We start from the raw sequence: 14450 nt of genomic DNA on the forward strand, positions 1-14450 counted from the left end.
CTGGGCAGTGAGGACGACCCGGAGAGTGCTGTGTCCCGGCAGCTTGCTTTCTGGAAGGACACGCTCGACGGTCTTCCGGAAGAGATCTCCCTGCCTGTGGACCGGGTTCGGCCGTTGGAGCCGAGTCATCGCGGTGGTGCGGTGTCGTTGGTGGTGGGTGCTGGTGTTCACCGTGGTTTGCGTGGTCTGGCCCGTGAGGGTGGGGCGAGCATGTTCATGGTGGTGCAGTCGGCGGTGGCGGCTCTGTTGAGCCGGCTTGGGGCGGGGAGTGATGTTCCCATTGGTGCTCCGGTCGCGGGGCGTACTGATGATGCGTTGGAGGATCTGGTCGGGTTCTTCGTGAACACGCTGGTCCTGCGGACGGATACGAGTGGTGATCCGACGTTCCGTGAGTTGCTGGGGCGGGTGCGGGCGGCGGATCTGGCTGCTTATGAGAATCAGGACCTGCCGTTCGAGCGGTTGGTGGAGGTTCTCAATCCGGCGCGTTCGTTGGCGCGTAATCCGTTGTTCCAGGTGATGGTGGCGCTGCAGAACTTGGAGCGGCCGGTCGCGGAGTTCGCGGGTCTGCGGGTGCGTGGTGGTGATGCGGGCCAGGTGACGGCGAAGTTCGATCTGTCGTTCCATGTCGCGGAGCGTTTTGGTGCCGATGGTGGGGCGGCGGGTCTTGAGGGGGTCGTGGAGTATTCCGAGGACCTGTTCGACCGGTCCACGGTGGAGTCGTTGGTCGGTCGTCTGGTGCGGTTGCTCGAGGCGGTGGTCGCCGATGCCGACCGGCCGTTGACGGGTCTGGACATCCTCGACCCGGCCGAACGCCACCAGCTCCTCACCACCTGGAACGACACCGCCCGGGAGGTGTCCGCCGATACGCTCCCCGTTCTCTTCGAGGCACAGGCGGCCCGAACCCCGGACCACCCTGCGGTCGTGTTCGGCGACACCACCCTGTCGTACGCAGACTTCAACACCGCCGTGAACCGTCTCGCCCGGCTCCTGGTCGCCCGCGGAGCCGGTCCCGAGCAGATCGTCGCCCTCGCGCTGCCGCGCTCCGCGGAGCTCGTGATCGCGATGTACGCCGTGACGAAGACGGGAGCCGCCTACCTGCCCGTCGATCCGCAGCAGCCCGTCGGCCGCACCTTGGCTCTGCTCGAGGAGACGGGGGCCGTGCTGGCGATCGCCGACCGGAGCCTGGCAGACACCCTGTCCGGCGGGGGACCGACCCCGTGGCTGGTTCTCGAAGCCCAGGACGTACGGCAGGAGTTGGCCGCACAGGCAGCGACGGACCTGACCGACGAGGAGCGCACCGCGCCACTGCTGGCCCAGCACCCGGCCTACGTGATCTACACCTCCGGCTCCACCGGTCGGCCCAAGGGCGTCGTGATCTCGCACGAAGCCATCGTCAACCGGCTCCGCTGGATGCAGAACGCGTATCCGCAGGGCCCGCACGACCGTGTCCTGCAGAAGACGCCGGCGGGTTTCGACGTCTCCGTCTGGGAGTTCTTCTGGCCGCTCCAGGTCGGCGCGACCCTCGTGGTCGCCGAGCCGGACGGGCACAGGGACCCCGCTTATCTCGCCGATCTCATCCAGACTCGGCGGATCACCACGGCGCACTTCGTGCCGTCCATGCTGAACGCCTTCCTCGCGCACGAGGCCGCGGCGCGGTGCGACACCCTGCGCACCGTCTTCAGTAGCGGCGAGGCGCTCGCCCCGGAGACGGCCGAGGCGTTCCGTTCCCGGCTCGGGGCCAGGCTGCACAACCTGTACGGCCCTACGGAGACGGCAGTCGACGTCACACGCTGGGAGCACCGGGCCGAGCCGGGGGCCACACGGGTACCCATAGGCGCACCCGTCCTCAACACCCGCGCCTACGTCCTCGACGAGGGCCTCGGCCCGGTTCCCGTAGGCGCCGCGGGGGAGCTGTACATAGCCGGCACCCAGCTGGCTCGTGGGTATGTGGGTCGGCCGGGGTTGACGGCGGAGCGGTTTGTGGCTGATCCGTTCGGTGGTGGTGGTGTCCGGATGTACCGGACGGGTGATGTGGTGCGGTGGCGTGCGGACGGGAATCTGGAGTTCCTGGGTCGTGCGGATGATCAGGTGAAGGTGCGTGGTTACCGGATCGAGCCGGGCGAGATCGAATCGGCGCTGCTGTCCTGCCCGGGTGTCGCCCAGGCTGTCGTGGTGGTGCGTGAGGACCGGCCCGGAGACCAGCAGATCGTCGCCTACGTCACCGGCACGGGCTCCGCACTCGACGGCGAGGGCCTGCGGACGGCCGTCGCGGAGGTGCTGCCCGAATACATGACGCCTGCCGTCGTCGTGCCCCTGCCCGAACTGCCCCTCTCCGCCAGCGGGAAGCTGGACCGCAAGGCGCTTCCCGCCCCGCAGCGGCAGACCTCGGCGTCCCGCGCACCGGCCGGCCGCCGGGAAGAGGTGCTGTGCGCCTTGTTCGCCGAGGTTCTGGGCCTGCCCCGGGTCGGCGTCGACGAAGGCTTCTTCGCCCTCGGCGGCGACAGCATCCTCGCCATCCAGCTGGTGAGCCGGGCCCGCAGCGCCGGCGTGGTCATATCCCCGAGAGACGTCTTCCGGCACCAGAACGTCGCCCAGCTCGCCCTGTTCGCCACCGACGAGCACGAACACGACCGGGTGCGGGACACGGAAGACCCCACCGAGACAGGCGGGCAGGCGTTCCCCACCCCGATCACGGAGTGGCTGCGGGAGACCGGGGGACCGGTGGCGGGTTTCAACCAGTCGACCCTGCTGACGGTCCCCGCGGCACCCGGCGAGGACGTCTGGCTGACCGCCCTGCGGGCGGTCGCCGACCGGCACGAAGTGCTGCGTGCCCGGCTGCACCGCTCCGTCGGGGACTGGCGCCTGGACATCGCTCCTGCCGACGCCGTGGACGTCCGGTCCTGGCTCAGCCGGGTGGACATCGCCTCCGTGCCCCCGGCGGACCTGGACCGCGTCGTACGCGACGCGGCCGTCACCGCAGTCGGCCGGCTGGACCCCGACGCCGGGATCATGACGCAGGTGGTGTGGTTCGACGCCGGTGCCGAGGCGCTGGGCCGGCTGCTCTGGATCGTGCACCACCTGGCCGTGGACGTGGTGTCCTGGCGGATCCTGGTACCGGACCTGCGGGCCGCGTTCGAGGCGGCGTCCGCCGGCGAACCGGCGCGGCCGGCTCCTGTCGGCACCTCGTTCCGGCGCTGGTCGCAGGAGCTGCGGGAGGAGGCCCACCATGCCACCCGCACCGCGGAACTCGACCGGTGGACGGCGCTGCTGGCGCCCGGCGAGCTGCCGCTCGGCACCGCACCCGACCCCGCGCGCGACACCTACGACACCGCCGTGACCTTCACCCTGGAGCTCCCGGAGGAGGAGACCGCCCGGCTGCTGTCGGCCGTGCCGGTGGCCTTCCGCGCCGGCATCGACGAGGCCCTGTTGGCCACCCTCGCACTGGCCGTCGCCGAATGGCGAGACCGCCGCGGCCACGGCCGGGGCACCGCCGTCCTCGTGGACGTCGAAGGCCACGGCCGCGAGGACGTCGTACCGGGCGCGGACGTCTCCCGGACCGTCGGGTGGTTCACCAGCCTGTACCCCGTCCGGCTCGACCCGGCCGTCGACACGGCCGACGCGTGGTCGGGAGGCCCCGCGGCAGGAAGTGCGCTGAAGCAGGTCAAGGAGCAGCTGCGGGCCATGCCCGACCACGGCATCGGCTTCGGCCTGCTCAGGTACCTGAACCAGGAGACCGGACCGGTACTGGCCGGATTCGCCCGGCCCGCCATCGGGTTCAACTACCTCGGTGCCCTCGGCGCAGGTCCCGGCGGAGAATCCCTTTGGTCCCGGGCCGCGGACGTCCGGGTGGAGGTGCCGGCCAGGGACGCGAAGGCACCCTTCGCCCACAGCCTGGAGATCAACGCCGCCACCCGGGCGACCGCCGAAGGGGTGAGGCTGGGCGCCGCGATCTCCTGGCCCCGGGCGCTCTTCACCACGGAGGAGATCACCGGCCTCGCCGACCTGTGGCTGACGGCGCTCAAGGCCCTGGCCGCGCACGCCGCCACCCCGGCCGCCGGCGGCCTCACCCCGTCCGACCTCCCGCTCGTCGACCTCGGTCAGGTGGAGATCGACGCGCTCGAGGCCGGCGGGCCGGGCATCGAGGACGTCCTGCCGCTGACCCCGCTCCAGGAGGGACTGCTGTTCCACTCCCTGCTGGCCGGGGACGAGGACGATGTCTACGCGGTCCAGCTGGCCGCCGATGTGGAAGGCACCTTCGACAGCGCGGCACTGCGGGCCGCCGCCCGCACGCTGCTGCGCCGGCACCCGAACCTCCGGGCCGGCTTCCGGCACCAGCCCTCCGGCCACGCCGTCCAGGTCGTACCGCGCCATGCCGAACCGGACTGGCGCGAACGGGACCTGAGCCGCTTCCGCGGTGAGGAACTGAGCACGAGGCTGGAGGAGCTGCTGGAGGAGGAGCAGACCCGCAGGTTCGACCTCGCGGCGCCGCCCCTGCTGCGGTTCATGGTCATCCGGTTGGGCGAGGGTCGCCACCGCGTGGTGATCACCCATCACCACATCCTCCTCGACGGCTGGTCCATGCCGCTGTTCCTGGCCGAGCTGCGCGAACTGTACGGCTCGGCGGGCGACGACTCGGCTCTCCCGTCCGTGACTCCGTACCGCTACTACCTGGAATGGCTGTCGGGGCAGGGGAAGGAAGAGAGTCTCCAGGCCTGGCGCGAGGAACTCGCCGGGCTCGACGAGCCGACTCGGCTGAGCGCCGCCGAACTCCGCCGCGTACCGGTGATGCCGCAGTGGCTCACGGCGGACCTCCCCGCCGACCTGTGCGAGACCCTGCGCAGGCGGACCGCCGAACACGGCGTGACGCTGAACAGCATGGTGCAGCTGGCCTGGGCGGTCCTGCTCGGCAAGCTCACCGGCCGTCGGGACGTCGTGTTCGGAACCACCGTCAGCGGCCGGCCGCCGGAGATCCCCGGCATCGAGTCGATGATCGGACTGTTCATCAACACCATCCCGGTACGGGTCCGCCTCGACCCCGCCGAGAGCTGGGCCCGTGCCGTGACCCGGGTCCAGGACGAACAGGCGGCGATGACCGGGCACCACCACGTCGGCTTGCCGGAGATCCACAAACTGGTAGGCATGGGAGAGCTGTTCGACTCCATCGTGGTGTTCGAGAACTATCCGGTCGACGTCACCCGTACGGACAGCGCAGGCGGCGCCCACACCGTGGGCTCCCTGGGCAAGGACGCCGCCCACTACCCGCTCACCCTGGTCGCCGCCCTGACCGGCGACGGACTGCGACTGCGCCTCAACCATCGGCCGGACGCCATCGAACCCGCCTTCGCGCAGCGGCTCCTCGGCTGGTTCCAGCAGGTGCTGCGCACGCTTGCCGACGACCCCCTCCGGCCCGTCGGCCAGGGAGACCTGACCGGTCCCGCCGAGCGGCGGCAGCTGCTCACCGGGTGGGGAACCGGCGCCGATCACCACAGTCTGCACGACAGCACGCTCGTCGAGAGCTTCGCCTACGTGGTGGAACGGCAGCCGGAGGCGGTGGCCGTGCGCGCCGGAACGCGGCAGGTCACCTACGCGGAACTCGACGCCCTCGCGAACCGGGTGGCCCACGACCTGATCGCCGCCGGGGTCGTCCCGGAGAGCAAGGTCGCGGTGCTGTTCGACCGCTCCGTCGACCTGATGGCCGCGGTCCTCGGAACCCTCAAGGCGGGCGCCGCCTACGTGCCGCTGGACCCGGAGGCTCCCGCGGTCCGGTGGACGTCGATGACCGGCCGCAGCGGCGCCGCCGTGCTGCTCACCGCCCCCGACCGGGCCGAGTGCGTACGGGGGCTGCCGGACGGTGCCGTCCGGGTGCTGGTCGTCGACACCGGGCTCGGCACCGACGCGGTGTCCGCTACGGCCCCCGCCGTGCCCGTGGCACCGGACCAGACCGCCTACATGATGTTCACCTCGGGTTCCACGGGAACCCCGAAGGGCGTCGTGGTGACCCACCGCAACGTCGTGAACTTCGTGGCCGACGGGGGATGGGGCGAACCCGCAACGCAGAGGGTGCTGTTCCACTCGCTGCACGCCTGGGACGCCGTCACCATGGAATGGTGGGTGCCGCTCCTGCGCGGCGGGACCGTGGTCATAGCGCCCCCCGGCCGACTGGACCCGGTGGAGCTCGGTGAGCTGATCGTGCGCGAGCGGATCACCAGCATGTGGCTGTCCGCGGGGCTCTTCAGGCTGCTGGCCGAGGAGGCCCCGGGACGTCTGGCCGGCGTTCACGAGATCCGTACGGGCGGTGACGTGGTGTCCGCGGCCGCGGTCCGCAAGGTGCTGGATGCCTGTCCCCGGACGCTTGTCATCAACGGCTACGGGCCGACGGAGGCTACCGTGCTCGCGGCCCGGTACCCGATGCGGAGCGGGGACCCGGTTCCCGACTCGGTGCCGATCGGACGGCCGTGGGGCGGCTCCCGGCTGTACGTCCTCGACGGCCACCTCCGGCCGGCTCCGGCCGGGGTCGTGGGCGAGCTGTACATCGCCGGAGACGGCGTGGCCCGCGGGTATCACGACGACGCTGCGCAGACGGCCGTACGGTTCGTGGCGGACCCGCACGGACCGGTCGGAACGCGGATGTACCGTAGCGGCGACCTCGTGCGGTGGCTGCCCGACGGCGCACTGGAGTTCGTCGGCCGCGGGGACTCCCAGTTCAAGCTGCGGGGCTTCCGCATCGAACCCGCCGAGATCGAGACGGCACTGGCCGCACTGCCCGAGGTCGGCACGGCCCTGGTCACCGTCCGGGAGGTCCGGCCCGGCGACCGGAAGCTGGTGGCCTACGTTACGTGGCGGCCGGGAGCCGAGTCCCTGACACGTGAAGAGCTGTCGGCGGCGCTGGCGCGGTCCCTGCCGCCGCACATGCTGCCATCGGCCTTCGTGACGCTGGACACGATCCCGCTGACGGCCGCGGGGAAGGTGGACACGGCGGCCCTGCCCGCTCCCCGGTCCGGACAACGGACCAGCGGGGGAGGCCGTGAGCCCCGGTCCGACCACGAGGCCCTCATGTGCCGGATGTTCGCCGAGACGCTCGGGGTGCCCCTTGTGGGCATCGACGACAACTTCTTCGAGCTGGGTGGGGACTCGCTTCTCGCCGCGGCCCTGCTGGCCCGCCTGCGCACACAGATCGATTCCCGGTTCACCATCGCGATGCTCTTCGAGGCTCCAACCGTCGCCCGCTTCCTGGACCGGGCCCTGGCCCCGGACGGCGACGACGGGCTCGGGGTCCTCCTCCCGCTGCGCACCGGCGGTGACGAACCGCCGCTGTTCTGCTTCCACGCCGGAGGCGGCCTCGGCTGGCGCTACACGGAGCTCCTGCACCACATCCCGCACGGGCGGCCGCTGTACACGCTGCAGGCACCGGCGTTCAGCCGGCCGGGGGAGCATGCCTCCTCGGTCACCGAACTCGCGGCCCGGTACGTGGACCACATCCGGACGGTGCAGCCACAAGGCCCCTACTACCTGCTCGGCTGGTCCTTCGGCGGGCTCCTGGCCCACACGGTGGCCGGCCTGCTGAAAGCCGAAGGTCAGGAGGTGGCACTACTCGCAGTGCTCGACTCCTACCCGGCCGGGGAAGCGGCAGTGGCGGAGCCTCCCGCGGAACACGACGTGTTGCACGCCCTGCTCGAAGCTCTGGAGGCGGGACCGGCCCTGACGGCCGACGGTCCGTCGGCCGATGTTCCCCTCACCCCCGAGACGGCCTCTGCCCTGCTGCGCCGGAGCGAACTGCCCACGGCCCGGCTGGTGGGACGCAACCTGACCACACTCGTCGACACCTACCGGAACAACGTGGTGCTCCAGCGGGCGCACACACCGGCCTTCTTCGACGGGGACATGCTCCTCTTCGTCGCGGCCGGTGAAGAGCACCCCGGGAACGCGGAGGACTGGAAGCCGTACGTCGGCGGGACCCTCACGGTCCACTCCGTCCCCTGCGAGCACCGCGACATGCTGCAGCGCGATGTCTTCCAGCAGATCGCCGGCCCACTCAACGCCGAGCTGCGGTCGCCGCGGCGGGCTCGCGCATGACCACCGAGGAGAACACGGTGAAGGAGCTGTACGAACCCGGGGAGATCCCTCCCCTGGGGCATGTCCCCAGTCACATGTACGCCGCCGTCATCCGTCCCGAGCGGTACGGACCGCCCTCGCAGTCCATGAAGGTGGAGACCGTACCGGTCCCCAAGGCGGGCCGCGGCCAGGTCGTGATCATGATGATGGCCGCCGGGGTGAACTACAACGGGGTGTGGGCGGGCTTGGGCACCCCTGCCGACGTCATCGCGGCCCGACGCAAGCAGGGCGACCCGGACGACTTCCACATCGCGGGCTCCGAGGGGTCCGGGGTGATCTGGGCCATCGGCGAGGGAGTCCGGCAGTTCAAGGTCGGCGACCACGTCATCGTCGGCGGCGTCTGCTGGGACGAGTCGGCGCCCGACATCCGGCTCGGGACCGACCCCGTCGCCTCGCGCTCGCAGCGGGCCTGGGGGTACGAGCTGAATTACGGCTCCTTCGCCCAGTTCACGGTCGCCGACGAATACCAGTGCCACCTCAAACCGGCCCACCTGACCTGGGAGGAGGCCGGCTGCTTCCTCGCCGGGGGCTCGACCTCGTACCGCCAGCTGTCGGGCTGGGCGCCGAACGTGGTGCGCCCCGGCGACCCGGTCCTCATCTGGGGCGGCTCGGGCAGTCTGGGCTCCATGGCGATCCAGATCGTCAGGCACTTCGCCGGCATACCCATCGCCGTCGTCTCCGACGACGCCAAGGCCGAGTACTGTCTGAAGCTCGGTGCCAAGGGGGTCATCAACCGCCGCGAGTTCACCCACTGGGGCCGGCTGCCGGACTCCGACGACACTGAGGCGTACGGCGCCTGGCTCCAGGGAGCCCGTGCCTTCGGCCGCGCCTTCTGGCACGCCCTCGGGGAACGCCGTTCGCCCCGCATCGTGCTGGAACACCCGGGCGCGGACACCCTGCCCACGTCCGTCTACCTGTGCGACCACGCCGGAATGGTCGTGACTTGCGCGGGCACCAGCGGCTACAACGGTGACCTGGACCTCCGTTACCTGTGGATGTTCCAGAAGAGGCTCCAGGGTTCGCACGCTGCGAGCGTCCAGGAGACCAAGGCGATCATCGACCTCGTCGGTGCGGGCCGGGTCGATCCCTGCCTGAGCAGCACCCTCCCGTTCCGGGACATCGCCCACGCACACCAACTCGTCCATGAGAACCGGCACCCGGCCGGAAACATGGCCGTCCTCGTCAACGCGCCCGCCGCCGGCCTGACCGGCCTGCCGTTCTGACGCGAGGCACGTCCGTCATCCCCTCCAGAAAAGGAATCGACATCATGAGCAACCCGTTCGAGGACCCCGAAGCCACCTACCTGGTTCTGGTCAACGACGAAGGCCAGCACTCCCTGTGGCCGGACTTCGCCGAGATCCCCGACGGATGGGAGGTGGTCAAGGCCGCCGACACGCGCCAGGCATGCCTCGACCACATCGAGCAGAACTGGACGGACATGCGGCCCAAGAGCCTCATCGCGGCGATGGGCGGCTGACGCTCGTGCCCGACGACGTACTGACCAAGTTCCTGCTGTGCGCGGTGACGATGATCGTCGTGTGCAAGCTGCTCACGGCCGTCATGGTCCGGTTGAACCAGCCGCCCGTGGTGGCGGAGATGCTCACCGGCATAGCGCTCGGTCCGTCCCTGTTCGGTCTGCTACTGCCGGACGTCCAGAAGTGGATGTTCCCGGATCAGTCGCGACCGGTCCTGTACGCCTTGGGTCAGTTGGGCATCGCCTTCTACATGTTCCTCGTGGGCCTGGAGTTCAGCAGCTCACTGACCAAGGGCAGCGGACTGCTCCGGCGCTGCATCACCGTCTCCGTGGCGGGCATTTCCGTGCCGTTCGTCCTCGGAATGGGTGTCACCGCCTGGCTCTTCAGCGGCCGGCCGTCCATGGTCCCCGAGGTCGGTGCCACCTCCGGCGCCCTCTACATCGGCATCGTCGTCTCCATCACGGCGCTGCCCATGCTGGCCCGCATCATCGAGGAGCGCGGACTGCTCGGCTCCCGTGTGGGTACGATCGCACTCGGCGCGGGAGCCCTCGACGATGTCATCGCCTGGCTGGGCATCGGCCTGATTCTCACCCTCACGGCCACCGGCGAGGTCAGCCCCGTGGTCACCGCCCTCGGCTTCGCAGTCTTCATGGCGGTCCTGTTCGGTGTGGTGCGCCCCGGCCTGCGATGGTTCCTGGAGCGGAAGGGCGACCAGCAGGACACCGGCTTCCTTACGCTGGTCTGCGCCCTGCTGTTCGCGTCGTGCGCGGCGACCGAGTTCCTCGGACTGCACGTGGTGATCGGCGCCTTCGCCCTCGGTCTGGCCTTCCCCAAGAGCGAGGCGCTGTCCCGGTGGTCGGCGAGCGTGCGGCCCTTCGCCGTGGGAGTCCTGCTGCCCTTCTACTTCGTCTACACCGGTTTGCGGACCGACATCCAACTGCTGGGGTCCGCCGCCATGGTGACCGGGGTGCTCCTCTTCCTCGCCGCGTCCGTGTTGGGCAAGCTCGGCGCCTGCACGGCCGTGCAGCTGTGGCACGACCGTGACTGGGTGCAGGCCGCCCAGGTCGGGGTGCTGATGAACACCCGCGGGCTGATCCAGCTCGTCGCCCTGAACATCGGCCTGGAAGCGGGCCTGATCACCCACACCGTGTTCGCACAACTGGTCGTCGTCGCCGTGATCACCACAGTCATGACGAGCCCGGGCCTGAGCCTGCTCGAGAACTGGCAGCGCAAACGGCGGGCCAAAGCGCCGCCGGCCCCGGAGCTCGCGCGGATCTCCTGACCGGCTTCCCCCTCGATTCCCACTCGTTCGTGAAAGGCATGAGGATGACGACCGACATATCTCCCCGCGAGTCCCTGCAGAAGAACGGCTTCACGGGACCGTTCCCGCGCTTCGCCTCGGAGGACACCATCGGGGAACTCCGCGAGTTCTTCCAGGACATGCTCGATCACCCGCCCGTGCACCCGCTGTACAACCGGTACTCGGTCCGTGACTGGCACCTGGTCAACGAGACGGTGCGCGAGCTCCTGACCGCACCGGAGCTCATCAAGTCGTTGGAGCAGGCGACCGGCGCGGATTCGCTGGTGCTGTGGCGCAGCAAGCTCTTCGAGAAGTTCCCCGGCGACGGCGCCATCGACTGGCACCAGGAGTACGGATACTTCGACGGCGAGGAGGTCGGCGGCCACCGGCCGGCACTCTTCCCGATGAACCCCTCCAGCGAGTGGGACTGGACCCTGTGGCTGCCGCTCACGGACGTCTCCGAGGACGACGGGGTGATGGAGTTCGTCAAGGGGTCGCAGCGGACGGCGTACCCCAAGCGGATGGTCACGCTCACCGAGTCCGGGGCCTACGTCGACCCGCGGAACCGGATCAAGACCAAGGAAGAGCTCCTGACCCGGGCGAAGAACAACAGTCTGATCCTCGACATCGACACCCGCCGGGTGTTCGACGGCGTGGACCCCGACCAACACTCGCTCGACGACCTCTTCGACCTGCTCACCGAACGCTGCGCCGGCCTGCTGGCCGTGGTCACGGAGCCCTTCGAGCTGGAGCCCGGGGCCACCGAGACCATGCCGCTGAAGGCTGGTGAGTACGTCATCTTCAGCGAGCGCTGCATGCACCGCTCCCGTGCGTCCAAGCCGGACGCGCGGATGCGCCTCGCCGTGAACGCGCGCTACACGCTCGGCGACACGTGGGTCTACCCGCAGCGAGTCACCGGCGACACCTTCGACGGCTCGAACCTCGACATCAAGCAGCACAGGTGTGTTCCGGTGCTGGGGGACGGCTTCAACCCGGCCAACCTGTACCTCTGACAGAACCCCGATGACAGAACCCCGAGCGGGGTGCCCCGGACCGGGGCACCCCGCTCGGGGTTCGTCCTCAGTGGTTCCCGGGCAGCCCGGGGCCGGACCTCAGTAGGATTTCGGCAGGCCGAGGGTGTGCTGCGCGACGAAGTTGAGGATCATCTCGCGGCTGACCGGCGCGATCCGCGTCACCCGGGAGAGGGGCAGCAGAGCGGCCATGCCGTACTCGGCCGTGAGCCCGTTTCCGCCCAGGGTCTGCACCGCCTGGTCCACGGCTCTGACAACGGCCTCGGCGGCGGCGTACTTGGCCATGTTGGCGGCTTCGGCGGCGGCCCGGTCGTGCTGACGGTCATAAAGATGGGCGGCCTTGCGCATCATCAGCGCGGCGAGTTCCAGTTCGATGTGGATCTGGGCGAGCGGATGGGCGATGGCCTGGTGCGCCCCGATCGGGCCCGACCAGACCTGGCGGGTACGCGCGTACCGCACCGCCGTGTCGAGGGCGCGCCGGCCCATTCCGACGGCGAACGCCGCCATCATGATCCGCTCGGGGTTCAGGCCGGCGAACAACTGCGGCAGGCCCGCCCCCTCGTTGCCGACCAGGGCCTCGGCCGGGAGCCGTACGTCGTCCAGGAAGAGCTGGAACTGCCGCTCCAGGGCCGAGAGCTCCATCGGTACCTCGCGCATCTCGAACCCGGGCGTCCCGCGCGGCACGATGAAGAGACAGGGCTTCAGCCTGCGGTCGCTGCCCCCCGCCGCGCGGGCCACGACGAGAGTGGCATCCGCGGTGTCCACGCCGGACACGAACACCTTGCGGCCGGTCAGGACCCATTCCGTACCGTCCCGGCGCGCGGTCGTGGTGAGCCGGTGGCTGTTGGACCCGGCATCGGGTTCGGTGATCCCGAACGCCATCCGGACCGTGCCGTCGGCCAGGCCGGGCAGCCACCGCCGTTTCTGTTCAGCGGTACCGAACCGGCTGATGATCGTGCCGCAGATGGCCGGGGACACGGCGAGCATCAGCAACGGGTAACCCGCCGCACTCAGTTCCTCCAGGACGATGGACAGTTCGGTGATCCCGGCGCCGCCGCCCCCGAACTCCTCGGGGAGGTTGACACCCAAGTATCCGAGCTTCCCGGCCTCGGCCCACAGTTCCTCGGCCCACGTGCCGTCGGCCGGCCGGTCGCGGCGGCCGGCGAGGCCGGCCACGGCTTCGCGCAGGACCCGTTGCTCGGCGCTCTCCAGGAACGGGCCGCTGAACCCGGACGTCGATGAGGTGTTCATGCGGTACGGGTCCCTTCGCCGAGGACCTCGGAGAGCACCTCGGCCGTCTGCTCACCGTGTCCGGGTGCGGCGCCACGCAAGGAGTCCAGGCCGGAGCCGAAGACGACCGGGAAACGGACCTGCAGCCGGGGATGTTCGCCGGCGGAGCCGGGCAGGGTACCCACCAAGTCGCGGGCCGCCACGTGTTCGTCCCCGAGGAACTCGGCGGTGCTCTCGTAGAGGGGCGCCCACGGCAGGTCCAGTTCGGACAGCGCCGCGGACCACCAGGCGAGGTCGCGCTGCGCGAAGACCTCCGCGAGCAGGGCTCGCACCTCCCGCTTGGCGCGCGTTCGGTCCGCTCGGCGGTCGTACCTGGCGTCGTCGAGCACCGGGAACTCCACGGCGAGGGAGTGCCGGAAGGTGAGCCAGAACTTGTCCTCGAAGGTGGCGAAGGCGATCCGGCGCCCGTCGGCCAGCCGGAACACGTCGTTGTCGCCGGTGAGGAGCGGACTGTCGGCGGGGGGCCGGCTCTGCGCCGACGGCGGGGCGAGCGCACCGGACCAGGCCGCGGCCGCTTCGTGCAGCGATACGTCCAGGTGCTGGCCCTCGCCCGTGAGCCGGGCCGAGGAGACCGCCACCGTGACGGCGAGCGCGGCGTACATCGCGCCTGCCATGTCGGCCACCCGTACGCCGACCCGGTCCACGATCGCGTCCGCGCGGTGCGGAACCGCGAAGAAGCCGGACAGAGCCAGAAAGTTCAGGTCGTGGCCGGGCCGCTCCGCGTAGGGGCCGGTCTGGCCGTAGCCGGTGATCGAGCAGAGCACGATGCCGCGATTCGCGGCGCGCAGCTGCCGGTACCCGAGGCCCATGCCCTCGAGGACACCGGGGCGGTGGCTCTCCACGACCGCGTCACTGCGCTCGACGAGACGCAGCAGGGTCTCCCGGCCGGCCGGCTCGCGCAGGTCGAGTATGACCGACCGCTTGTTGCGGTTCAGGGCGGCGAAGACGTCGGGGTCCACAGTCCTGCCGTAGTCGCCCCCGTTCGGGCTCTCGATCTTGATGACGTCGGCACCGAGGTCCGCCATCGTGAGGGTGGCGAAGCCGCCCGGCAGCAACCGTGAAAGATCCAGGACGCGCACCCCGCGCAGCCCCGGCCAACCAGCCGTCGGTTCGACCGGCATGAGCACCTCCTGCCAACCGCCGCCCTCCGTGTGATGGCGGCCTACGCTGACCGCACCGTAGTGGCGCGGCGGTCCGGGGCACTGGACGGTCCCTGCACGAGTGGCTGCCGGTGCGGCCGGA

Annotated in this window: 7 protein-coding genes; 5 read left to right on the plus strand and 2 right to left on the minus strand. The window is 70.4% G+C overall.

The genetic code is table 11. The features are described from left to right. The first annotated feature begins 30 nt into the window (after nucleotides 1–30). From ACGFWE_RS36685 to ACGFWE_RS36705, 5 genes are read left to right on the plus strand one after another with little or no spacing between them, the layout of a single operon-like run. Nucleotides 31–8073, plus strand: coding sequence for an amino acid adenylation domain-containing protein (locus tag ACGFWE_RS36685; protein ID WP_393604474.1), 8043 nt, complete (start codon nucleotides 31–33; stop codon nucleotides 8071–8073). Then, the gene (ccrA, locus tag ACGFWE_RS36690) at nucleotides 8070–9335 is read left to right on the plus strand and encodes a crotonyl-CoA carboxylase/reductase (RefSeq protein ID WP_352390588.1); all 1266 of its coding nucleotides are present in this window, start codon (nucleotides 8070–8072) and stop codon (nucleotides 9333–9335) included. Before ACGFWE_RS36685 ends, ccrA begins: the two co-directional genes overlap by 4 nt. Before the next feature lie 44 nt (nucleotides 9336–9379). Further along, nucleotides 9380–9589, plus strand: a complete 210-nt coding sequence (locus ACGFWE_RS36695; RefSeq protein WP_352390587.1) for an MbtH family protein — start codon at nucleotides 9380–9382, stop codon at nucleotides 9587–9589. A 5-nt stretch (nucleotides 9590–9594) separates the two neighbouring features. Continuing rightward, nucleotides 9595–10869, plus strand: a complete 1275-nt coding sequence (locus ACGFWE_RS36700; RefSeq protein WP_352390586.1) for a cation:proton antiporter — start codon at nucleotides 9595–9597, stop codon at nucleotides 10867–10869. Nucleotides 10870–10913: 44 nt separating this feature from the next. Next, nucleotides 10914–11900: a phytanoyl-CoA dioxygenase family protein gene (locus ACGFWE_RS36705; protein WP_352390585.1), complete on the plus strand. Its 987-nt coding sequence runs from the start codon at nucleotides 10914–10916 to the stop codon at nucleotides 11898–11900. A 99-nt stretch (nucleotides 11901–11999) separates the two neighbouring features. On the opposite strand, the gene ACGFWE_RS36710 is transcribed toward ACGFWE_RS36705, so the two are convergent. Continuing rightward, nucleotides 12000–13169 (minus strand): acyl-CoA dehydrogenase family protein, encoded by a 1170-nt coding sequence (locus tag ACGFWE_RS36710; RefSeq protein ID WP_393604477.1) that lies wholly within the window; start codon nucleotides 13167–13169, stop codon nucleotides 12000–12002. Then, nucleotides 13166–14329 carry a CaiB/BaiF CoA-transferase family protein gene (locus ACGFWE_RS36715; protein ID WP_352390583.1) on the minus strand — a complete coding sequence of 388 codons (1164 nt, stop codon included), beginning with the start codon at nucleotides 14327–14329 and terminating at the stop codon, nucleotides 13166–13168. The genes ACGFWE_RS36710 and ACGFWE_RS36715 overlap by 4 nt, the downstream gene beginning before the upstream one ends. Nucleotides 14330–14450 lie beyond the last annotated feature (121 nt).

Origin of the sequence: Streptomyces sp. NPDC048523 (assembly GCF_043199815.1) — a bacterium.
In the GTDB taxonomy this organism is placed as follows: Bacteria; Actinomycetota; Actinomycetes; order Streptomycetales; family Streptomycetaceae; genus Streptomyces.